25 protein-coding genes are annotated in these 20678 nt (G+C 69.0%); 11 read left to right on the plus strand and 14 right to left on the minus strand.

The genetic code is table 11. The features are described from left to right. Nucleotides 1-29: 29 nt before the first annotated feature. Both ACIRON_RS06455 and ACIRON_RS06460 read left to right on the plus strand, forming a co-directional pair. Nucleotides 30-1025 (plus strand): DUF5829 family protein, encoded by a 996-nt coding sequence (locus ACIRON_RS06455; protein WP_402990468.1) that lies wholly within the window; start codon nucleotides 30-32, stop codon nucleotides 1023-1025. A gap of 66 nt (nucleotides 1026-1091) precedes the next feature. Then, entirely contained in the window at nucleotides 1092-1844 is a 753-nt protein-coding gene (locus ACIRON_RS06460; protein ID WP_402990471.1) for a CPBP family intramembrane glutamic endopeptidase, read from the plus strand. Here the strand turns inward: ACIRON_RS06460 and ACIRON_RS06465 are convergent. Continuing rightward, nucleotides 1841-2704, minus strand: a complete 864-nt coding sequence (locus ACIRON_RS06465; RefSeq protein WP_402990473.1) for a carbohydrate kinase family protein — start codon at nucleotides 2702-2704, stop codon at nucleotides 1841-1843. The genes ACIRON_RS06460 and ACIRON_RS06465 overlap by 4 nt on opposite strands. A gap of 24 nt (nucleotides 2705-2728) precedes the next feature. Then, nucleotides 2729-3916 carry a winged helix DNA-binding domain-containing protein gene (locus ACIRON_RS06470; RefSeq protein WP_402990476.1) on the minus strand — a complete coding sequence of 396 codons (1188 nt, stop codon included), beginning with the start codon at nucleotides 3914-3916 and terminating at the stop codon, nucleotides 2729-2731. Nucleotides 3917-4017: 101 nt separating this feature from the next. On the opposite strand from ACIRON_RS06470, the gene ACIRON_RS06475 reads away from it, so the two are divergent. After that, a complete protein-coding gene (locus ACIRON_RS06475) occupies nucleotides 4018-4611 on the plus strand; it encodes a TetR/AcrR family transcriptional regulator (RefSeq protein ID WP_402990479.1) in 594 nt (197 codons plus the stop codon). Next, complete coding sequence (locus ACIRON_RS06480) at nucleotides 4608-5297, plus strand: hypothetical protein (protein WP_402990482.1); 690 nt, start codon at nucleotides 4608-4610, stop codon at nucleotides 5295-5297. Before ACIRON_RS06475 ends, ACIRON_RS06480 begins: the two co-directional genes overlap by 4 nt. Before the next feature lie 29 nt (nucleotides 5298-5326). On the opposite strand, the gene ACIRON_RS06485 is transcribed toward ACIRON_RS06480, so the two are convergent. Beyond that, nucleotides 5327-5749 carry a YkvA family protein gene (locus ACIRON_RS06485; RefSeq protein WP_402990484.1) on the minus strand — a complete coding sequence of 141 codons (423 nt, stop codon included), beginning with the start codon at nucleotides 5747-5749 and terminating at the stop codon, nucleotides 5327-5329. Between the two features lie 140 nt (nucleotides 5750-5889). Between ACIRON_RS06485 and ACIRON_RS06490 the strand changes: the two genes are divergently transcribed. Further along, on the plus strand, nucleotides 5890-6528 hold the full coding sequence (locus ACIRON_RS06490) for a dihydrofolate reductase family protein (RefSeq protein ID WP_402990487.1): 639 nt from the start codon (nucleotides 5890-5892) through the stop codon (nucleotides 6526-6528). Between the two features lie 57 nt (nucleotides 6529-6585). Here ACIRON_RS06490 and ACIRON_RS06495 read toward each other — a convergent pair whose 3' ends face one another. Both ACIRON_RS06495 and ACIRON_RS06500 read right to left on the minus strand, forming a co-directional pair. Further along, complete coding sequence (locus ACIRON_RS06495; RefSeq protein WP_402990489.1) at nucleotides 6586-7248, minus strand: NUDIX domain-containing protein; 663 nt, start codon at nucleotides 7246-7248, stop codon at nucleotides 6586-6588. After that, complete coding sequence (locus ACIRON_RS06500) at nucleotides 7245-7628, minus strand: DUF4406 domain-containing protein (protein ID WP_402990492.1); 384 nt, start codon at nucleotides 7626-7628, stop codon at nucleotides 7245-7247. Before ACIRON_RS06500 ends, ACIRON_RS06495 begins: the two co-directional genes overlap by 4 nt. Before the next feature lie 47 nt (nucleotides 7629-7675). Between ACIRON_RS06500 and ACIRON_RS06505 the strand changes: the two genes are divergently transcribed. Both ACIRON_RS06505 and ACIRON_RS06510 read left to right on the plus strand, forming a co-directional pair. Next, nucleotides 7676-8434, plus strand: a complete 759-nt coding sequence (locus tag ACIRON_RS06505) for a DeoR/GlpR family DNA-binding transcription regulator (protein WP_402990495.1) — start codon at nucleotides 7676-7678, stop codon at nucleotides 8432-8434. A 51-nt stretch (nucleotides 8435-8485) separates the two neighbouring features. After that, nucleotides 8486-8932: a hypothetical protein gene (locus ACIRON_RS06510; RefSeq protein WP_402990498.1), complete on the plus strand. Its 447-nt coding sequence runs from the start codon at nucleotides 8486-8488 to the stop codon at nucleotides 8930-8932. A 140-nt stretch (nucleotides 8933-9072) separates the two neighbouring features. Here the strand turns inward: ACIRON_RS06510 and ACIRON_RS06515 are convergent, their stop codons facing one another. From ACIRON_RS06515 to ACIRON_RS06525, 3 genes are all read right to left on the minus strand, one after another. Continuing rightward, complete coding sequence (locus ACIRON_RS06515; RefSeq protein WP_402990501.1) at nucleotides 9073-9273, minus strand: shikimate kinase; 201 nt, start codon at nucleotides 9271-9273, stop codon at nucleotides 9073-9075. After that, nucleotides 9273-9734, minus strand: a complete 462-nt coding sequence (locus ACIRON_RS06520; protein WP_402991189.1) for a GNAT family N-acetyltransferase — start codon at nucleotides 9732-9734, stop codon at nucleotides 9273-9275. The genes ACIRON_RS06515 and ACIRON_RS06520 overlap by 1 nt, the downstream gene beginning before the upstream one ends. A gap of 69 nt (nucleotides 9735-9803) precedes the next feature. Then, on the minus strand, nucleotides 9804-11045 hold the full coding sequence (locus ACIRON_RS06525; protein WP_402990504.1) for a DUF222 domain-containing protein: 1242 nt from the start codon (nucleotides 11043-11045) through the stop codon (nucleotides 9804-9806). 412 nt (nucleotides 11046-11457) lie between these two features. Here ACIRON_RS06525 and arr point away from each other — a divergent pair, with 412 nt between their 5' ends. Further along, the gene (gene arr, locus ACIRON_RS06530) at nucleotides 11458-11868 is read left to right on the plus strand and encodes an NAD(+)--rifampin ADP-ribosyltransferase (protein ID WP_402990507.1); all 411 of its coding nucleotides are present in this window, start codon (nucleotides 11458-11460) and stop codon (nucleotides 11866-11868) included. A gap of 8 nt (nucleotides 11869-11876) precedes the next feature. Here arr and ACIRON_RS06535 read toward each other — a convergent pair whose 3' ends face one another. The 4 genes from ACIRON_RS06535 to ACIRON_RS06550 are packed head-to-tail and all read right to left on the minus strand — an operon-like array spanning nucleotide 11877 to nucleotide 13924. Continuing rightward, nucleotides 11877-12449 (minus strand): DUF1349 domain-containing protein, encoded by a 573-nt coding sequence (locus tag ACIRON_RS06535; protein ID WP_402990510.1) that lies wholly within the window; start codon nucleotides 12447-12449, stop codon nucleotides 11877-11879. After that, nucleotides 12446-12844 carry a low affinity iron permease family protein gene (locus ACIRON_RS06540; RefSeq protein ID WP_402990513.1) on the minus strand — a complete coding sequence of 133 codons (399 nt, stop codon included), beginning with the start codon at nucleotides 12842-12844 and terminating at the stop codon, nucleotides 12446-12448. Before ACIRON_RS06540 ends, ACIRON_RS06535 begins: the two co-directional genes overlap by 4 nt. Nucleotides 12845-12873: 29 nt before the next feature. Beyond that, a complete protein-coding gene (locus tag ACIRON_RS06545) occupies nucleotides 12874-13203 on the minus strand; it encodes a branched-chain amino acid transporter permease (RefSeq protein WP_402990516.1) in 330 nt (109 codons plus the stop codon). Continuing rightward, nucleotides 13196-13924 (minus strand): AzlC family ABC transporter permease, encoded by a 729-nt coding sequence (locus ACIRON_RS06550; RefSeq protein WP_402990519.1) that lies wholly within the window; start codon nucleotides 13922-13924, stop codon nucleotides 13196-13198. Before ACIRON_RS06550 ends, ACIRON_RS06545 begins: the two co-directional genes overlap by 8 nt. 63 nt (nucleotides 13925-13987) lie before the next feature. On the opposite strand from ACIRON_RS06550, the gene ACIRON_RS06555 reads away from it, so the two are divergent. After that, nucleotides 13988-14440 carry an Lrp/AsnC family transcriptional regulator gene (locus ACIRON_RS06555; RefSeq protein WP_091050158.1) on the plus strand — a complete coding sequence of 151 codons (453 nt, stop codon included), beginning with the start codon at nucleotides 13988-13990 and terminating at the stop codon, nucleotides 14438-14440. Here ACIRON_RS06555 and ACIRON_RS06560 read toward each other — a convergent pair. Beyond that, on the minus strand, nucleotides 14430-15224 hold the full coding sequence (locus ACIRON_RS06560; protein ID WP_402990522.1) for a helix-turn-helix domain-containing protein: 795 nt from the start codon (nucleotides 15222-15224) through the stop codon (nucleotides 14430-14432). The two genes, ACIRON_RS06555 and ACIRON_RS06560, sit on opposite strands and share 11 nt — an antisense overlap. 117 nt (nucleotides 15225-15341) lie before the next feature. Between ACIRON_RS06560 and ACIRON_RS06565 the strand changes: the two genes are divergently transcribed. Continuing rightward, entirely contained in the window at nucleotides 15342-15695 is a 354-nt protein-coding gene (locus ACIRON_RS06565) for a nuclear transport factor 2 family protein (RefSeq protein ID WP_402990525.1), read from the plus strand. Between the two features lie 133 nt (nucleotides 15696-15828). After that, nucleotides 15829-18153 carry an arylsulfatase gene (locus ACIRON_RS06570; RefSeq protein ID WP_402990528.1) on the plus strand — a complete coding sequence of 775 codons (2325 nt, stop codon included), beginning with the start codon at nucleotides 15829-15831 and terminating at the stop codon, nucleotides 18151-18153. Between the two features lie 79 nt (nucleotides 18154-18232). Here the strand turns inward: ACIRON_RS06570 and ACIRON_RS06575 are convergent, their stop codons facing one another. After that, nucleotides 18233-20557, minus strand: a complete 2325-nt coding sequence (locus ACIRON_RS06575) for an arylsulfatase (RefSeq protein ID WP_402990531.1) — start codon at nucleotides 20555-20557, stop codon at nucleotides 18233-18235. Between the last annotated feature and the right edge of the window lie 121 nt (nucleotides 20558-20678).

Genomic DNA, 20678 nt, shown 5'->3' on the forward strand with positions numbered 1-20678 from the left:
GAGCGCCGCGGTCGCAGAGACTGGGACCTATGCGGACTCCACTCTCGGGCCTCATCGCGGCCGCGATCGCCTCACTTGCCATCATCTCGGGGGCCTTGGCGGCTCCCGCCCACGCCGAGGAGGCTGCCCACACTGAGGAGGGGCGGCCGGACCCGCTCCTGGCCTTCAACCACTCCTGGGCGATGGTCGACCGGGAGACGGCTGACGCGATCGAGCACTCCGAGTACCTGGGCGAGTTCGCCGATCGCCGGATCAACACCGGCAACGACGGGACCTCGACCTGGACCGGGCGCTACCTGCTCGGCAAGGAGACCTATCTGGAGTTCTTCGGGCCGGGCGACGCCCCCGACGCGGTAGCCGGGGACACCGGGCTCGCGGTCTCGGCCGACGACGACGGCGACCTGGCCGTAGCCACGGACAACCTGCGCAAACTGGGCGTCGTCGACCCGGTCGAGTTCACCCAGGTGACCGACCTCGGCGACGGCAACCCGATCCCGTGGTTCGACGTCACCTACACGACGACCGACTACGACACCTTCTTCTCCTGGGCGATGGAATACCGCGACGAGTTCCTCACCGACCCGCGGCTCTCCTTCCCGCCGGCCGCCTACGACGGCGACGTCAGCCGCGACCGCTACAACCGCGACCGCTACCTCGACCACCAGATGCGCGACATCATCGGCATCCAGATCGCCACGACCCAGGCCGACATCGACAAGATGGTGCCGTTGTGGCGCGCCGGCGGGATCACCATCCGGGTCCTCAAGGACGGCGGCGTGCTCGCCTTCGACGGCATGACCACGATCCGCCTGCTCCCGGTACCGGCCGAGGAGGCAGGCGTACGCCACGTCATCTTCGCCCTCAACGAGCCGGCCGAGGAGCCTCAGACCGAGACGATCGGCAACTCGACGCTGCACGTCGGCCCGGGGGCGTACGCGCTGTGGACCTTCGACCCGATCGAGCCCGGAGCGACCGCCCGGTCCCAGGGGAAGGGCAAGCCGCTCCACCCGACCTTCGGGGGCTGAGCCCGGCGGTCGGCGTCGCGACCGAAATACGTTGCCCGCGACGCCGGCCTTTGCCAACCTCGACCCGTGACGACGACCACGCAGGCCACCCGAACCACGACGTCCGCACGTGTTGCCCTCGCCCTGGTCGTCTGGCTGGCGGGTTCGATGGTCGCCGCGATCGCGCTGCTCGCGCTCCAGCCGAGGACCGGTCCGGACCTCGAGGTGCTCTCGCTGGTGATGCTGGCGCCGGCGATCGGGGCGGCGGTCGCCTGGCCGCTGATCCGCGGCCGTGAGCCCTGGGCGACCCACCCGGTCTCATCCCCCGACCTGGCCCGGTCGCTCGTGCTGGCCGTGGCGGTGGTCGCCGCGTACTTCGTGGTGATCTCGGTGGCCCGTGGGAGCGCGCCGACCGTGCCGGCGCAGGTCGGCGGGGTCCCGGTCGTGCTCTTCGTCCTCCTGCAGGCGCTCGGCGCGCTCACCGAGGAGATCGGGTTCCGCGGGGTGCTCCTCCACGGCCTGCAGCGCTGGCTGTCCCGCCCCCTGGCGGCGGTGATCACCGGCGTGCTGTTCGGCCTGTGGCACGTCCAGTACTACGCCCTGCCGCCGCTCCAGCTCGCCGCGTTCGTGGTCGGCACGACCGCGCTGACGCTCACCATGGCGTACGTCATGACCGGCTCGTTCTGGCAGCGGATGGCCTCCTGCACCCTCATCCACCTCGGCGCCAATCTCGCCCTGGCGTTCGTCGGCGACGACGCGGTCCCGATGACCACCTTCGCGGCCGCGATCGTGGTGGGCGGCCTGGTCGCAGCGCTCCTCGGGTACGTCCGGCGCCCCTAGGGCAGGCCGCCCTCGCCGAGCGCCGGGTGGAGGTGCTCGGTCTCGATCGCGGTGCGCGCCTGTTCGGCGGCGGCCCGCAGGGCGACGTCGACCGGGGCGGTGCGCAGCCACGCCGCCAGGAAGCCCGCCATGAACGCGTCGCCGGCGCCGTTCGTGTCGACGACGGTGGCCGGCACCGCGGCGACCTCGTGCCGGGTCCCGTCCGCCTCGAGTGCGATCGCGCCCTTCGCGCCGAGGGTGCAGACCGCGAGGCGCGGGCCACGATCGAGGCAGGAGGCCATCAGCTTCCAGGGGTCGTCGGTGCCGTCGTCGTTCATGAACACGCCTGCGGCGGCACGCAGGAAGGGCTCGTGGAACCCGGTCGCTCTGTCGTAGTCGTGCAGGTCCATCCACAGCGGCGGGTGCTGCTCCGGCAGCCCTTCGAGCACCAGCCGGCCGAGCTCGCTCAGGTCGATCACCGCGAGGTCCGCCGCGGCCACGGCTGACCCGGCCGCCTCGACCGCGTCGGTGGACGGGGTCGAGGGGGTCGAGACGTACAACGAGACCCGGCCGCCGTCGGCCATCAGGTTGACGTGCCGCTCGGTCTGCCCGCTGGCGATCGCCTCCACGACGACGCCCGCCCCGGCCAGGCTCTTCCGCAGCCGCAACCCGTCCTCGTCGTCGCCGACCGCGGCCCACAGACGTACGTCGACGCCGAGCCCGGCCAGATGCAGCGCCTTCCCCGCCGACGTGCCGCCGATCGTGTGCCACGAGCGGCGCGCGAACTGCATGTGCGGCACCGGCTCGGGCAGCTGGTCGAGCTCGATCAGATGGTTCCAGGACGCGGGGCCGCAGACGATGACACGGGGAGCAGACGACATCGCCCTATTCCAGCACCATCGCGCTCAGTAGGTGGTGACGTCGACCGATACCGACGACGCATCCCGCAGCGACGCGATGTGCTCCGCCTCCGTGACCAGGGCATCCTGATGGCGCCGGCTCAGCGCCTCGAACGCCTTCAGGTCGACGCGCAACCTCCGCCCGTTCTTGCGTGCACGCCAGGTGCCGACGATCTCGCCGTCGACGAGCATCGTTCCGGGGTCACCGACTGTTCTCCAGACGTCCCGGTGATGCGCCGTCTCCACGATGGTGTCTCGATCGCGCAGCTGGGTGTAGGGATCTCGGGGAGGAAGCAGCCGCACGCCGGTGGGCATCCGTGCCGTTCGCAGTGCATCGAGCTCGGTCTCGAGGACCCAGGCGGTGCCACCGAACTCCACCTCGGCCAGCTCGTTCTCGAGCTGGCTCCACCACGGATCGACGTCCCCCGCTCGCACCCCCAGCCACGTCGCGAAGTCGCCTGGCGTCGACGGCCCGTAGCAACGCAGATAGCGCCGAAGCAGCTCCGCGCGCGAGGCAACCAGGTCCTGCTGAGGCACGGGGTGACCGAGCCACTCCTCGGTCAGGACGAACGGGGCCTTGTTCCCGGCACGTGGCGCGAAGCAGACGGTGCGCTCCAACGCGAGCAGACGGACACAGAAGTGCACCACCGCCTCACCGATGGGCTGGCCTGCGGCGTAGGGCCCCTCCTCGGTCCAGACCTTCCGCTGCTGAGCCGCCAGCACGGGAGCGATCCGCGCGGCCACCTCGGCCCCGAGCTCGTTGATCGCCAGTCGCCGTCCCGGCAGGACCTCGCGTGTCGCCGCCGTGACCATGTCGACCGCTTCCGCCAGGCTCAGCCCGAGACGGTCGACGGCCTGCTGCACGCCCAGCACGAAGTGGCGCCGCGCCTCCTCGGTCACCGGGAGCACCCCGGTCGTGAAGATGTGCGCCTCGGCGGTCGGGACGAAGTAGGGAGCACCCCGCATGCTCCACGTCAGCAACAGGTCCCGGCCTTCGATCGCCTCAGTGAGCGTGTCGGCCGAGACACCATCGACCCGCGCGTGGAACGCCAGCAGCGCCGACCCGGGAGGGGTGTCCTGGACACCGCATCGTCCTGCGGCGGCGACGATGCCCTGCTCTCCGAGCCGGGCATCGAGCTGGTGGGAGGCCAGTCGGGACGCGACCACCCGCTCCCGTTCGACTCGCTCGGCCACCGACCCAGCGTACGTCCGCTCACCCCCAGCCAATTGAGAGATCGCTTGTTACTACTGGTAACGTTACGGTTGGTAACAGCAGTCTGACCGAGGAGTGCACGATGACCGTGGCGACCCGCGTGCCCGCGACGCAGCGTCGGGAGATGCTGGTGACCGCGGGCGTGGAGATCGCGCGCGCCGAGGGCGGGCGAGCCGTCACGCTGGCCCGGGTGGCCGAGGCCTGCGGGGTCTCCAAGCCGATCGCCTACCGGCTCTTCGACTCGCTCGCCGACCTGCTGACCCAGATGGAGCGGCACGTCGTGGCCGGCTACGAGACGGTCGTGGACGATGCGCTTGACGACGCCATGAGGTCAGGAGCGTCACGGGCCGAGCTCCTGGAGGTGCTGACACGGACCTACGTCAGCCACAGCCTCGGCGCAGGTGCCGTCTACGACACCGTCTCCGCCGCGCGCGCCGCGACCGAGGAAGTCGAGGAGCACTTCTTCGAGGTGCCCGAGTCGTTCGCCCGGTTCTGCCGGGACAACCTCGGCCTCCCCGCCGGCGACGAGACCGCGGTGCTGGCCATGTTCCAGGGAGCGGCCGACAACCTCGTCCTCGCGATTCAGGCAGGCGCCGTCGAGCAGGCGGCCGCCGTGGATCATCTGGTCGCGCTCTTCGCGCCACTCACGTCGACCGCACCCGGGAGGCGCTCATGAACCCGTTGGCCGCGATCGGCGGCATCGTCGGGTTCGGCGTGGCCGGACTCGACCCGTTCGGCGCGCTCGTCGTCGTACCCGCCCTGGCCGGCGGCGCCCGGCGCCGCGTCATCCTGCTGTTCTTCGGCACCGCCTGGCTCACTACCGTGCTGACCGGGATCATGCTCGGCGAGTCGGTCCAGCATGTCGTCGCCTGGCTGCGCAACCTGCTCAACGTCCCCGACCCGGTGCGCCTCACGGTGCAGCTGGCCACCGGGACCGGTCTCGGCCTGTGGGCCGCCCGTCGCTGGACGCACCGCAACGACGTGAAGCCGGAGAAGACGAAGAGGTCCATGCTGGCCGGCCCGACCGGGATGAGCCTGATGGGCATCTTCTGGGGCGTGAGCGCCCTGACCGACTCCAGCTTCTACGGAGTCGCGACGATCAGCGCGAGCATGCCGAGCATCCTGGCCGTCGCCGCCGTCTTCACCGGATGGTTCCTGATCAGCCAGGCCCCGCTGTGCCTGGTCGTGCTCGCACTCGCCGCCGGCAAGGACTCCCGGCCGGTCCGGCGCGCGGTCTCGTTCGCCCGCAGGACCGCCAGGCCGGCGTCGTACGTCATGACCGGTCTCCTGGCCGCCACGTCGTTGTTCCTGCTCCTCAACGGCCTGACCCTTCCCGTCACAGGTGCGTTCCGGCCGTTCTGATCGCCGTTGCTCCGGACTCGCCCGGATGCTCAGGTCGAGGAGCGGTCGAGCCCGGCGATCAGCACCAACGCGGCGAACCCGTCCTCGGTGCCCGGCCACTGCGCCCGAACGGCGTCGATCCCGGCTCGACGGACGACGCCGCGCAGGACGGCGGCGACGATGATCGCGTCGTCGGCGTAGCCCAGCACCGGGATGAAGTCGGGCACCAGATCGATCGGCAGCGCGAGATAGACCATCAGCAGCGCCAGCCTGATCCGTACGCCGCGAGGCATCGACCGGTCAGCCGCGAGCCGGCGCAGCAGCCGCACCACGTCGGGCAGGATCCGCAGCGCCTCCCGCAGCAGGTCGCCGCGCGGACGGACGACCAGCAGCGCGACGACGAGGCAGATCCAGGTGAGCAGCAGCGCCGCCGCGATCCCGATCGCGAGGTCCCACCAGAACGAGCCCGTCATCTCCACCACTTCCCTGCCGCACCCAGTGGCGCCGCCCCACAGATTCCAGCACAGCGGGGCTGCGGAAGCCGCCGCCGTCTCCCTGTTCGAGCAGTAGGCTCGACGAACCGACATCGACGTCGGAGCCCACGGAGGCACCCATGCCACTCACCAGAGTCCACAATCTCTCGATCTCGCTCGACGGCTTCGCGACCGGGGAGCCACAGTCGGCCGAGGCGCCGTTCGGACATGCCGGCGAGCGTCTGCACGAGTGGATGTTCGCCACCCGCTACTGGGACGCCTCCGGCGCCGCGGGCGCGGACGACGCCTTCGCCCAGCGACACAGCCAGGGCATCGGCGCCGAGATCATGGGCGCGAACAAGTTCGGCCCTCCGGGCTGGCAGGACGACCCCGATTGGAAGGGCTGGTGGGGTTCCAACCCGCCGTTCCACTCACCGACCTTCGTCCTCACCCATCGGCCGCGGTCGCCGCTGGAGATGGAGGGCGGCACCACGTTCCACTTCCTGGACGCGCCTCCGGCCGAGGCGCTCGCGGCCGCGCTCGAGGCGGCAGACGGTCAGGACGTACGCATCGGGGGCGGCGCCACCGTGGTGCGCGACTTCGTCGCCGCCGGGCTCGTCGACCTGATGCACCTGGTCCAGGTCCCGATCGTCCTCGGCCGCGGCGTACGCATCTGGGACGGCCTCGAGGGCACCGAGAACGACTACGACATCGAGGCCGTCTCGACACCAAGCGGCGTCACCCACCTGACCTTCACCCGCAAGCCGGCCGACTCCTGACAGGCCGACTCCTGACGGGCCGACTCCTGACGGGCCGACTCCTGACCGGCCGACTCCTCACAGGGCGAACGGTCCGTCGAGGGCGGCCCACTGCAGGAGCATGACGGTCTTGCCGTCGATGATCCGGCCGTCCCGGGTCATCGCGAGCGCCTCGGCGAAGTCGAGCTCGAGCACCTCGATGTCCTCACCCTCCTCGGCGACCCCTCCCCCGTCTCCGGTACGGCTCGCCGGCGAGTAGGCCGCCGCGAAGAAATGCAGCCGCTCGGTCACCGAACCGGGACTCATGTAGGCGTCGAAGACGTGGTCGACGTCGGTGAGGCTGAGGCCGAGCTCCTCGGCACTCTCCCGGCGGATCGCGGTCACCGGGTCATCGGCATCCAGCAGCCCCGCGGCCGCCTCGATGAGAAGCCCGTCGGGGTGGTCGTTGACGTAGACCGGATACCTGAACTGCCGGGTCAGCAGGACCGTGCCGCGCTCGGGGTCGTAGGGAAGGAGCACCGCGCCGTTGCCACGGTCGTACGTCTCCCGCTGCTGCCTCTCCCAGCGCCCGTCCCGCCGGCGATAGTCGAGCGTGGTCCGCCTGAGCACGTGCCACCCCTGCGAGGTCAGCTCGACGTCTCGGACCACGACGTCGGGGTTGCGGGTCAGGTCCCGCCCGGCGCGGTCGAGGCCCGTGCGGCCGCGATGGTCAGGGACGTCGACGCCAGGGCGTCGGCTCATGCGCGCTGCACCTCGACCGCCGGGATCTCCGCGACGTCGTAGTAGACCGGAAGCCCGCGGCTCTCGGCGATCGCGACGTCTTGGTCGGCCCCGGTCGAGGCCCCAGGGAGCCTGAGGACGGCGTCGCAGCGCTGCAGCAGCCGCTCCGCGGTCGGGTAGAGCACCTCCTCGGCAAGCGGGTCGGTGGGCCCGGCACCGGCCGAGCTCAACACAGGCAACGCGACCCATTCGCCGATCATCGGGATATGGCCGGCGGCGAAGATCGGCCAGGCCGCCGCCTCGAGGCGGGCCAGGTTGGCAGCCATGGCCTCGGGGTCACCGTCGGTACCGGAGCGATAGGGGCCGGCAATGAGGATGAGCAAGGGCGTCGTTGTCGTCATGGCGCCAGAATACATGCAATAATGTGCAGAAACAGAAAGGAACGTGCATGCTCGTCGGACAGCGCCGCGCTCATCTCCTCCGCCTCCTGGACGAAACCGGCAAGATCGTGGCCAAGGACGTCGCCTCGGACCTCGGCATCTCCGAGGACAGCATCCGCCGCGATCTGCGCGATCTGGCCGCCGAAGGCCTGTGCCAGCGCGTCTACGGTGGCGCCCTCCCCGTCTCCCCCGCGGTCGTCGACTACACCACCCGCCACAGCGTCGAGCCCGGCGGAAAGCGTGCCGTGGCGGCCGCGGCCGCCACCCTCGTACGCCCCGGAAGCACCCTCATCCTCGACGGAGGCACCACGGCCCTCGCCGTCGCGGAGGCACTTCCCAGCGACCTGGAGTGCACCGTCATCACCAACAGCCCGACCGTCGCCTCGGCCCTCCTGCAGCACCCGAGCGCCGACCTGTTCCTCCTCGGCGGCCGCGTCTTCAAGCACTCCGCCGTCGCCTGTGGGGCCGCGGCGGTCGAGGCCGCCCAGAACGTCTCCGCCGACCTCTGCCTCATCGGCGTCACCGGCGTCCACCCCGAGGCCGGCCTCACCACCGGAGACGCCGAGGACGCCGCCATGAAGCGCGCCCTCGCCTCTCGGGCGGCTGAGACGTACGTCCTAGCCTCTTCCGAGAAGGTCGGCACGGCGTCCCCCTACCGGGTTCTCCCCTGGGGCCAGATCGCCGGCATCATCACCGACGCGGACCCGGCCGATGACGTCATCATGCAGCTGTCAGCACTCGACGTCGAGATCCTGCACGCCACCTGACCGCCTCGGTATACGGTCGCTCTTCCGACACGACGGACCCCGGAGACAGTTGTGACGACAGCCGGCATCGACGAGACGATCGAACCCGCGAGCTGGGGCTCGCCAGTTGCCGAGAGCGAGATCGCCGCGGTCGAGGCCTGGCTGCCCGCACCGATTCCGTCTGCCTGGCAGGACTATATGCAGCGCGGCCGGTGGCTCCGGCGCGGCTGGCTTCGGTCGGGCGCGTTCGTCACCCTGGAGCCACCCGCCGAGGCACGGTCACTGATGCAGGCTTGGGACGAGGCGCTCGATCTGCACCCCGGCTTCTACTGGCTGGGCACCGACGGCTCGCGACTGATCTTCTGCGTCGACCTGCGTGACCTCGAACTCGGCGTCATCGTCACCGACATCGCCGCATCGGGATGGGACGACGCCGATCGCCTCGGCATCCCGATCGAGGAGTTCATCCGCCGGATCGACGACGGCACCTTCGAGCCGTATCCCGCGACGGATTCCTGACGGCTCACATGTCCGCAAGGAACCGCTCGACGTCCCGCCGCGAACGGAGACGGACGAACCGGAGATGCCCATGGCCCGGATCGGCCATGGCGGCCTCGTACCGTTCCACCTGGGCGCGTAGGAGTCCCACGCCCAACGGATCACTGAGTCGCCCGGGCCCCAGAGACGAAGCGGGTCGCCTCGCGGACCCGCTCCACGAACACGTCTTGCTCTTCCTCGACCCATCCCGGCTGCCAGTGAATCGAGTCGAGCTCGATGTACGGCACGCCAAGAATGTCCGCCAGTCTCCTGGCGACCGTCGACTTGCCCGAACCAGAGGATCCGACAACCGACACCCGCATCACAATGTCTTCTCCATGAGCACACGACGGTATCCAATCTCGACCAGGTATCCGATCTCCTCATATCCCAGCCGCGCGTAGAGTCGCCGATTCTTGGTCATTGCCTCATGCGTGAAGAGCTCGACGTACGCCGCGCCGCGCCCCACCGCGCGCGCCTCGACATGAGCGACCAGCGCTCGACCGATCCCCCGCCCCTGATGGTCAGGCGCCACCGCGAGGTCCTCCAGCAGCACGCCGTCGTCCCCCGGGTACCTTGTGACCGCGTATCCGGCGACATCGTCGTCGACCATCGCCACCCAGACCTCGGCGGACTCGATCGCCTCCTCGTAGTCCGCCCCCATCGGATCGGGCTCGAGCCAGATCCGCTCGACGTACTTCGCGTACGCCGCACGTGCGATCTCCCTCAGCCGCGGCGCATCCGCCGGCTCCGCCGGTCTGATGCCCGCAGGGTTCGGCCCGATCGGGGTGCGCTCATGTTGGAAACCGTACGTCGCACAGGCGCTCTTGGCTCGGTCGAGTTCGGCCGAGGTCTATGTGCGTCGGGTGAAGCGGATGTCGCCGTTGGGGAGGCGTTCGTGGAGGTATTCCGGGTCGTGGGCGCGGTGGTGGTGATGGGAGCAGAGCAGGGCGGCGTTGTCGAGGTCGGTCGCCCCGCCTTGGGCCCATTCGATCCAGTGGTGGGCCTCGGCCCAGGTCCCGGGGATGTCGCAGCCCTCGGCTTCACAGGTCGCTGACCTGAGCAGCAGGGCTCGGCGTTGGGCGGCGGTGAAGAAGCGTTCCTTGCGACCGAGGTCGAGGACCTCGGAGTCGCTGCCGAGGACGGCGGGGAGGATGCCTGCGGTGCAGGCCAGGCGCCTGGCCTGGGCGGCGGTGATCGGGGACCCGCCGATGATCTGGGCGATGCCGGCTTCCTTGCGGAGCTGGTCGATGTCGATGGTCACGATCACCGTGGTCGCATCCCCGCCGTGGATCGGGAGCCGACCCGGGTCGAGGGTCTCCAGCATCTGACAGAACGCGCGTCCCAGGCGACGGTCGTAGGGCAGGTACTCACCGGTCTCGGCACGGGTCCCGTCCTCGCGCCGGGGTGAGGCGAAGGCCTCCAGGTTGGTGGCCAGACGGTCCGCGGCCGCATCCGGGACCACCGCCGTGATCCGGGTGGTGCCGTCCCCCAGGCGCCGCATGCTCAGGCGGGTCTTCTTCCGGGCGTGGGCCTCCTCGGCCGCGAGCCGGCGACCTTCTTCGGCTTCGGCGACCTCCGGGGCGATCACGTCCAGGATCCGGCGACCCAGGCGGCGGAGCTGGGCGGGGTCAAACCGGGCCGCATAGGCAACGAGCGCTTCTTCGGCCTTCGCCCGGATCTCTGGATCGAGATCGGCGGGGAGGTCGTCGAGGGCGTTGACGATGACGTGGGCTTGGGCCGGGTTGCAGGCACCGGTGCGCATCGCGGCCGCGACCAGGCCGTAGGTCCGGTCGAGGGCCTCAGCAAGCCGGAGGTCGGCACGGAGGGTTTCGGGGCGCTGGTGGGTGTGGTGATGCAGCCAGGCCGCAACATCACGGGCAGCACTCTGGGCAGCGACGTCCTCGGCGGTGGCGAGCACCCGGAGCTCGAGCTCGGCCAGCTGCGCCTTGGCCCGGGCGATCTCGAGCAGCGTGGCGGCCTTCTGCTCGGTGGCCATGAACACCGGGTTCGCTTCCGCCACAGTCTCGAGCGAGGTGGTGACCGCAACCACCGCCCCCAGCACAGGATGGCGTGGGTGTTGCAGCGTGGTCATCGAAACGGTCACCTCCCGACGTACGAACTCTTCACACCCGCGGATGCGGATGTGTTCTGGTTCGCTGGTCTCGGAGGCCCGGCAGTACGGGCTATTACTTACCCTCGCAGCTCAGCGTTCGCGCCCCTGGTTCCCCTGGAATACGTCTCACTCGTTGTGTCTCGAGTGGAACGCACGCCTCTTGAAGAGGTGGTCGGCCATCACGTTTACGCCTGCGCCGAGCCTACCACACAAAGCAAAACCAATGAACCCAATCAGGGACAGGTATCCCCAGCCCAAGCAAGACCGCTGCTGGAAGTCCGCAAGACAGCCAAATGGCACCCAACCCAGACACCCTGCTTCTAAATCTCCCAACCCAAACCCGGTATTGGCCCCACCCACGCTGGAACCCAAGCACGGGTACCCTGCCACCATGAGTGAGCCGCTGGACGACGGGCCGTTCTACCACGGCACCAAGGCCGACCTGCGCGAAGGAGACCTGCTCACCGCCGGGTTCCGGTCGAACTACAAGCCCGAGGTGGTGATGAACCACATCTACTTCACCGCGCTCCCCGACGGCGCAGGCCTCGCAGCCGAGATCACCCCCGGCGACGCGGATCCACGGGTCTACCTCGTCGAGCCGACCGGCGAGTTCGAGAACGACCCCAATGTCACGGACAAGAAGTTTCCCGGCAACCCGACCCGCTCCTACCGCAGCAGGGAGCCGCTTCGGATCGTCTCCGAGGTCCACGACTGGACCCGCCTGACCCCCGAAGCCTTGCAGATGTGGCGAGACCGCCTGGCTGCGATCCGGACCGACGACAGGGCCGAGATCATCAACTAGGCCGCCGGTCAGTGCAGGGCGGCGTCGACCGCGGTCGTGCGCCAGGCGTGGAACGCGATCGTGAGCCCCGCCCGCGTGGGCGCGCAGATGAACGGTCCGGCCTGGGCGACGAGGTCCGGCGCCAAGGGGACCACCCGGACGAGCTGAAGAGAGCCGCCGTCGACCGCGGCTCGGACGGTGAGCGCGTCGCCGGATCGGCTGACCCGCATCAGGACCCTGCGGTCGCGCCAGTCGGGCACCGGCGCCAGCGACCAGTCCGACCTACCGTCGGTGACGACGGCACCGAGCTGCGGACGACCGTCGGCGTACTCGACGCCGGCCTTGACCCAGTGCGTCTCGCTGACACGTACGAAGATCCCGGCCTGGTCGAACTGCTGCGAGAAGGCGGCCGTGAACTCGACCTCGACCGCGGTGTCCTGGTCGAACGGGGCCAGCAGGGCGTGCTCGCTGTCGTGGACGAACCCGTAGGAGGTCGTACGCCATGCGTCGCTCCCCTCCGCAGCGGTGACGAGGAGGTCGGAACCGCGCTCGACAGCAGCGACGGGCGGATGGGTCCAGCGCCCACTCCCCCAGCGGATCAATGCCGCTCCTCGAGCCCCACGGCCTCCCGCAGGATACGCACCGAGTCGGCGAGCTCCTCGTCGTCGCGGGCCCGGGACTCCATCAGGTCGGAGAGGGCCGAGGCGATGACGTTGAGCTTCTCGTGAGAAGCCTCCTCCGAGCGCCGCCCGGCGTTCTGGAGCAGCACCAGCAACAGCAGCGAGAGGACCGACGAGCCGGTGTGGATGGCCAGCTCCCACTTGGTGCTCGAGGACCAGAGGGGGAAGCTCACCGCCCACAGCAGCAGGACGACCACGATCACGTAGAAGAAGGGAGCATGGCTGACCACAGAGGTGACCACCTCCACGAAGTGTTCGAACCCGTTCCGTCCGCCGCCGCGCTGACGAGACTTCCTGGCCTTGTTCTCTCCGGTCATGCGCACACGGTAGTCCTCAGCGCCGCCGTTCAGGCGGCGATGACCGAGACGACCAGGACGTACGCCGCCGTGCCGGCGAAGATGCTCAGCGTCATGCTGCCGCGCCACAGGTGCAGCCCGATCGTGATCGCGAGGGCCAGGGCGGCCGGTCCGACGGAGGTCAGGACGACAGGGTCGGTCTCGCGGAGGGTGTAGGCGGCCAGGATGACCATCACCCCGACGGGCATCCGCTCGCCGATGTAGGCCAGCAGCGCGCTGTGCCGCAGCGGGGCGAGCATCGCGAACGGAGCCGCACGCAGGGTCCAGGTGACGGCCGCGGAGACGAGGACGGCAGAAAGGACGTACCAGTGATCAGCCACGGCTGCTCCTACGGACGGCGAGGACGTACGAGCAGACCAGCGCGGCACAGAACATGCCCATCGCGATCAGCAGCATGTTGTCCCGCGAGATCAGCGCCGCGACGAGCGCGCAGCCCAGCGCAAGAGCTGAGACCGGCACCGATCGACGGACCTTGTACGCCTCGATCCCCAGCACCACGAACAGCGCGGTGACCGCGAAGTCGAGGCCCACGACCTGCGGCGGGATCAGCGAGCCCAGACCGGCGCCGGCGGCCACGCAGAGGACCCACGCCAGGTGGAAGAACGCCTGGATGCCGACGATCCTCGTCCGCGACCACCCGGCCGCCTCCGGGGTCGCGGTGAGCGCGTACGCCTCGTCGGTCAGCGCGAAGGTGCTGTAGGCCCTCCACCCTCGGCCCTGGATCCGGTGCATCGGGAACGAGATCGCGTAGAAGACGTGCCGGAAGTTCACCAGCAGCGTGCTGACGGCGATCTGGGCCAACGGAGCAGCCGCGGCCACCAGACCGACCAGCAGGAACTCCATGGAGCCGGCGAACACGACCGCGCCGAACACCGGGGCCCACCACCAGTCGAGCCCGGACTGGACCACCAGCACGCCGAGCGCGAGCCCGAGCGGGATCACGGCGACGCAGGCGGGCAGCACGATCCGCCAACCCGCGGCCACCTCCTCGCGGGCCGTCGGCGACCCCTGGTACGTCGTCTCGGTCTCCATCACCTGCATGCCGCAAGCCTAGGAAAGTTCGGACGTCCTTGGGTTGCTCATCGCCGATGCTAAAGTGCCGCTGTGCGCAACGATCATGCGATTGACGACCTGGATCGCGCAATCATTGCCGAGCTCGAGGATGACGCCCGACTGAGCAACGCCGAGCTGGCCCGACGGGTCGGCCTCACCCCGGCGCCCTGCCTGCGCCGCGTACAGCGTCTGGAGAGCGACGGGGTGATCAAGGGCTACCACGCCAGGGTCGACCCGAAGAGCGGCGGACGCGGGTTCGAGGTCATCGTCGCGATCGACATCGCCGTCAACGACGGCAAGACCATCGAGGACTTCGAGACCGCCGCGGTCGCCGTCCCCGAGGTCACCGAGATGCGCCGCATGCTCGGCCAGCCCGACTACTACCTGCGCGTCCAGGTCGCCGACCCCGATGCGTACGAAGCGCTCATCGTCGGGACCATCTCCCGCCTGCCCGCGGTGAACCGGGTGCTCTCCCACCAGACGATGCGACTGCTCAAGGGCTGAGCGCCTGTCGCGTCCGATCGTCGGCGGGGACGAACGTCTCCAGGTGGAGGCCGTTGAGCGTGACGTCGGAGGCGCTCTCGATCTGGCTGGCGACGCTGAAGAACCGGAGCACGACGCCGCCGCCATCGATCTCCAGCGGGACGACAGGGTCGGCCGACGGCCGCGCCGACGGCTCGCCACCGGTGGGGTAGGTAGTGACCTCGTCCCGGAGCGCGACCAGGACCGGGTCACCGCCCGTGTGGGTGATGCGCCGGTCGAGCTGGTGAAGCAGGTGGGCACGCCAGACGGGGAGGTTGCGGATGCGCGGGGCGATCCCTCGCGGATGCAGGCAGAGTCGGATCACGTTGAGCGGAGGCTCGAGCAGGCTGCGGTCACAGCCGACGAGCAGCCCGTCGACGGGCTCGTTGGCATCGACGATGTCCCAGTGGTCGTCGAGGAGCAGGGCCGGGTACGGCGCGTGGGCGTCCAGCAGGCTACGGAGGCCGGCCATCACCGGCGCGAGCACGCTGTCGTCGGTCGCGCGGTGCGGATAGCGGGGAGCGAAGCCACCGGCGAGCAGGAGCCGATTCTGCTCGGCCATGGGCACCCGCATCACCTCGGCCAACCGGACGATCATCTCCGGCGTCGGCCGGGAGCGCCCGTTCTCGACGTAGCTCACGTGTCGGGTGCTCACCTCGGCCTGGGTGGCGAGCGCGAGCTGACTCAGGCACCGCAGCTCGCGCCATCGGCGAAGCTCGCTGCCGACCGACGATGACGGTGATGGTGGCATCGCAGTTGTGGTCACGACCCGAGGCTAGCCACGCCCGGATCACGACGGCCATGACCTCGGAGGTTATCGACCGGCGCACCGACCAGCGGCGAACCTTCTCGTGACAACCCGATCCGAGAGAAGGAAGACACCATGAACGACATCGTGACCCGCTACCTCGACACCTGGAACGCCACCGACGAGTCCGTGCTCACCGGGCTGCTGGCGAAGCACTGGTCCGACGACTGCGTCTACGTCGATCCGCTCGCCGAGGTGCAGGGCCGGGAGGCCGTCGGCGCGACCATCCAGGCCGTACGCGCGCAGTTCCCCGACTTCGTCTTCACCCCGGTGGGGACGGTCGACTTCCACCACCAGCAGGCCCGCTTCCAGTGGGGTCTGGGGCCGGACGGGGCGGAGCCGGTCGTGATCGGCTTCGACGTGATCGTGGTCGACGAGGACCAGCGGATCCGTGACGTACGCGGCTTCCTCGACCAGGTCCCCGCCTGAGATCAGGCTCGGGCAGGTGATGGCGCAACACACCTGCCACGCATCGGTTGGCTACTCACCTGAACCGGGGGAGGTATCAGAACCCGCCAGGAGATCAGTGTCTGTGGCAAAACAACCACGCATGGGGGAAGAGATGACCAATCAGTTCAAGGGGATCGTCAATCTCGACGTCCGGGACTCTGTCCCGGACTGGACGCCCTTCCGCGAGCCACCGGCGCCGGAGGGCGCCCCCAACGTACTGCTGGTTCTCTACGACGACACCGGCATGGCCGCGTGGTCGCCGTACGGCGGCCGGATCAACATGCCGACCATGCAACGGCTGGCCGACAACGGCCTGACCTACACCCAGTGGCACACCACGGCGCTCTGCTCGCCGACCCGTTCCTGCCTCCTGACCGGGCGCAACCACCACCAGAACGGGTTCGCCCAGATCGCCGAGGGTGCCCAGGGGTTCCCCGGCCACACCGGGCACATCCCGATGGAGAACGCCACCATCGGCGAGGTGCTGCGCGAGAACGGCTACAACACCTTCTGGGTCGGCAAGAACCACAACGTCCCGCTCGACGAGTGGGCGGTCGGGGCGAGCAAGCGGAACTGGCCGCTGGCACGTGGGTTCGACCGCTTCTACGGGTTCATCGGCGGCGAGACCAACAACTGGTTCCCGACCTTGGTCGAGGACAACCACTACGTCGACCAGCCCTCCCTCCCCGAGGACGGCTACCACCTCTCCAAGGACCTTGCCGACAAGGCGATCTCGTTCATCGCCGACAGCAAGACCTCCGCACCGAAGAAGCCCTGGTACCTGTGGTTCTGCCCCGGGGCCAACCATGCCCCGCACCACGCGCCGCAGGAGTACATCGCGAAGTACGCCGGCCAGTTCGACGACGGCTACGAGGCCTATCGCGAATGGGTGCTGCCGCGGATGGTCGAGCGCGGCATCCTCCCGGAGGGCACCCAGCTCACCGAGATCAACCCGCTGCCCGGGGAGGCCGCGCAGCCCATGGACCACGTACGGCCCTGGGAGAGCCTCAACGACGAGGAGAAGCGGCTCTTCGCGCGGTTCGCCGAGGTCTACGCAGGCTTCTCCGAGTACACCGACGCCCAGGTCGGCCGGATCATCGACTACCTCGAGGAGACGGGTCAGCTCGACAACACGATCGTCATGTACGCCGCCGACAACGGTGCCTCCGGGGAGGGCAGCCCGGACGGCACGGTCAACGAGAACAAGTTCTTCAACGCCTATCCCGAGGACCTCCAGCAGAACCTCTCGATGCTGGACCAGCTGGGCTCGCCGGAGACGTACAACCACTACCCGACCGGATGGGCGACCGCGTTCTCGACGCCGTTCAAGATGTTCAAGCGCTACACCTACCAGGGCGGTGTCGCGGACCCGCTGGTGATCTCCTGGCCGCGAGGGATCGCAGGTCGCGGCGAGGTGCGCAACCAGTACCACCACGCAGTCGACATCGTGCCGACCATCCTCGAGTGCATCGGCCTGGAGATGCCGGAGTCGGTGCAGGGGTACGCACAGAGCGAGCTGCCCGGTGTCTCGATGAGGTACAGCTTCGAGGCGGACGGTCCGTCGCAGAAGGTCGTCCAGTACTACGAGATGATGGGCACGCGCGCGCTGTGGAGCCAGGGCTGGCACGTCGTCGCGCAGCGGGCACCCCAGCAGGGCGGCACCGCCTCCGACCTCCTCAACGACACCTGGGAGCTCTACCACTCCGACGAGGACCGCGCCGAGCACCACGACCTCGCCGCCGAGCATCCCGACAAGGTCAAGGAGCTGGTCAACCTCTGGTACGTCGAGGCCGGCAAGTACGACGTACTGCCGCTCGACAACCGGTCGCTCCAGGACCTGATCAGGGAGATGCCGGTGGCGGAGATCCCCGAGGGCGGTGTCTACCGCTACTACCCGGACACCTCTCCCGTGCCCGAGTTCGCCGCCGCCGAGATCCGCGGCCGGTCGTTCAAGATCCTGGCCCAGGTGAAGCTCGACGACGCCCCGGAGGGCGTGATCATCGCGAACGGGGCGCGCTTCGGCGGGCACACGCTCTTCATCAAGGACCGGAAGCTCTGGTACGTGTCGAACTTCCTCGGCATCCCGCCTGAGCAGGTGCTGGTCTCACCGGACGAGCTGACCCCCGGAGAGCATGTGCTCGGGGTCGAGTTCTCCAAGGAGAGCCACGGCGAGCACCAGGAGGCGGTCGGGACGGCGACTCTCTACGTCGACGACCAGGCTGTTGCCAAGAGCGACTGGAAGACGCAGCCCGGCCACTTCGCGCTGTGCGGCGAAGGGCTGACAGTGGGCAAGGACGGCGCCGACCCGGTCTCGCGGGAGTACTCCTCACCGTTCGCCCTCACCGGCGCCAAGATCACAGTCGTCGAGATCAACATCGGCGACGACGTCTACCTCGACCGGGAGCGCGACTTCCACGCCGCGATGTCTCGCGACTGACGAGTGCGGCGCGGCCGCGGGAGCCGGATCCAGGCATCCCGCGGCCGCGCCGTATGTCATGACACGCGCGTGGCGCTGCTCAGTCGCGGGCCAACGCCGCCAGAGCCTCGGTCTCGAGGTCGAGGTAGCTCTCGTCGCTGACGTCGACGGCGACGCCGAGGATCTTTCCCCCGGTGAACGTGAACGGCGCCCGGTAGCTGCGGCTGACCGCGTCGGCACTGTCGAAGCCGACACAGAGGCCATCGCCGCACAGGGTGAACTTGCCGACCTGGGCACGCATCTCCCCCGTGGCCACGATCTGGTCGTCGACGTAGAGGTTGGTGGTGCCGACCGACTCCTTGTTGGGACCGGCGCCTTCGCGAACGAACTCCATCCCCAGCGCGTGCGGACCCGGGGTCAGCTTCTCGGAGACGAAGGTCTGCTCCGGCGAGATGCCGAGGAAGTTGTAGACGTAGTGCAGCTTGCCGCCCTGGAGGAACAGCGCGTGCCCGCCGAACCGAGAGCCGTGGGCGAAGATCACCCCTTCGGCGCCGTCGCCGAGGTCGACGTCCGCGATGATCTTGTACGAACGGCCGCGTACGTTGACCGCGACGCCCTCCGGGACCGCGCCGCTTCCGGGGTAGTAGAGGTAGCGGCTGCGCGGCGGCTCCGCCTGGGGCCGCTCGACCGTGATCATCTCCAGCGCGGAACGGTCGTCGAGCGGAAGTCCGTGGTACTTCTCGGCCTCCTCGAACCAGGCCGCGACCAGCTCCTGAACCTTCTCCGGAAACTCCTCGGCCAGGTTCTTCGACTCCGAGCGGTCCTCGTCGACGTGGTAGAGCTCCCACCTGTCCTGGTCGAAGTGCCCCTTCCCGGAGATCGGCGCATGGGTTGCCGCCGCCTTCCAGCCCTCCTGCCAGATGCCACGGGTGCCGAGCATGGTGTAGTACTGGCGCTTCTTCGTGGTCGGCGCGTCGGCGCTGTCGAAGCTGTACGCCATCGAAACCCCCGGCAACGGCTCCTGCTCCACCCCGCGGTAGACCTCCGGCATCTCGAGACCGGCGAGCTCCAGGATGGTCGGCACGATGTCGGTGACGTGGTGGTACTGGTGCCGGATCTCGCCCCTGGCCTGGATGCCGGCCGGCCAGTGGATGACCAACGGGTCACACGTACCGCCGGAGTACTGGCTGTAGCGCTTGAACATCTGGAACGGCGTACTGAAGGCCGCCGCCCACCCGGTCGGGTAGTGGTTGTACGTCTCCGGTGAGCCGAGCTTGTCCAGCATGGCGAGGTTCTCGGCGAGCTCGTCAGGATAGCCGTTGAAGAACTTGTTCTCGTTCACCGAGCCGGAGTCCGAACCCTCACCTGACGCGCCGTTGTCGGCGCAGTAGAAGACGATCGTGTTCTCCAGCTGGCCGGTCTCCTCCAGGTAGTCGATGACCCGGCCGATCTGGGCGTCGGTGTACTCGCTGAAGCCGGCGAAGACCTCGGCCATCCGGGCGAAGAGTCGCTTCTCATCGATGCTGAGCTGGTCCCACGGCGTCACGTGGTCGGCCGGGTTGGCCTGGTCCTCGGCCACAGGGTTCCACGGGGTCAGCTCGGTGTCCTCGGGCAGGACGCCCTTCTCGATCATCCGGGCGAGCACCCACTCCCGGTAGGCGTCGTAGCCGTCGTCGAACGCACCCTTGTACTTGTCGATGTACTCCTGCGGCGCGTGGTGCGGCGCGTGGTTGGCACCGGGGCAGAACCACATGTACCAGGGCTTCGACGGGTTGGACGCGTTCTGATCGCGCAACATCTTGATCGCCCGGTCGGCGAGGTCCTTGGAGAGGTGATAGCCCTCTTCAGGCGTGTAGGGCTGGTCGATGTAGTGGTTGTCCTCGGCCAGGTCGGGGTACCAGTTGTTGGTCTCGCCACCGAGGAAGCCGTAGAACCGGTCGAAGCCCTGTTGCAGCGGCCACTGCTGGCGACTGCCACCGGCGGAGTTGTCCTCCTCCGGAACGTTGTGGTTCTTGCCCAGCCAGAACGTGCTGTAGCCGTTGTCCTGCAGGATGTGCCCGATGGTGGCGCACTCCTCAGGAATCCGGCCGGCCTGACCCGGGAACCCGTTGGTTCCCTCCATGATCGAGGCCACCCGGTTGGTGGTGTGGTTGCGGCCGGTCAGCAGACAGGACCGGGTCGGCGAGCACAGCGCCGTGGTGTGCCACTGGGTGTAGGTCAGTCCGTTGTCGGCCAGACGCTGCAGCGTCGGCATGTTCACCCGTCCGCCGTACGGCGACCAGGTGGCCATGCCGGTGTCGTCGTAGAGCACGACGAGCACGTTCGGCGCCCCCTCCTTCGCGGTCGGAAGCTCGTACGGGGACCAGTCCGGGACCGAGTCCCGGACGTCCAGGTTGATGACGCCGTTGAATTCCTTCTCAGCCATGACTCGTCCTCTGCTCAGCGGATCCGGGCAATCACCGACCGTCAGGGGAAGTACGTCAAGGACTGAACCTGCACCCGCGGAGGTCGGCCACTCCACCGTTCGCGCGCGTGGGCGTCACTGC

Source organism: Nocardioides sp. NPDC101246 (genome assembly GCF_044767415.1).
Classification (GTDB): domain Bacteria; phylum Actinomycetota; class Actinomycetes; order Propionibacteriales; family Nocardioidaceae; genus Nocardioides.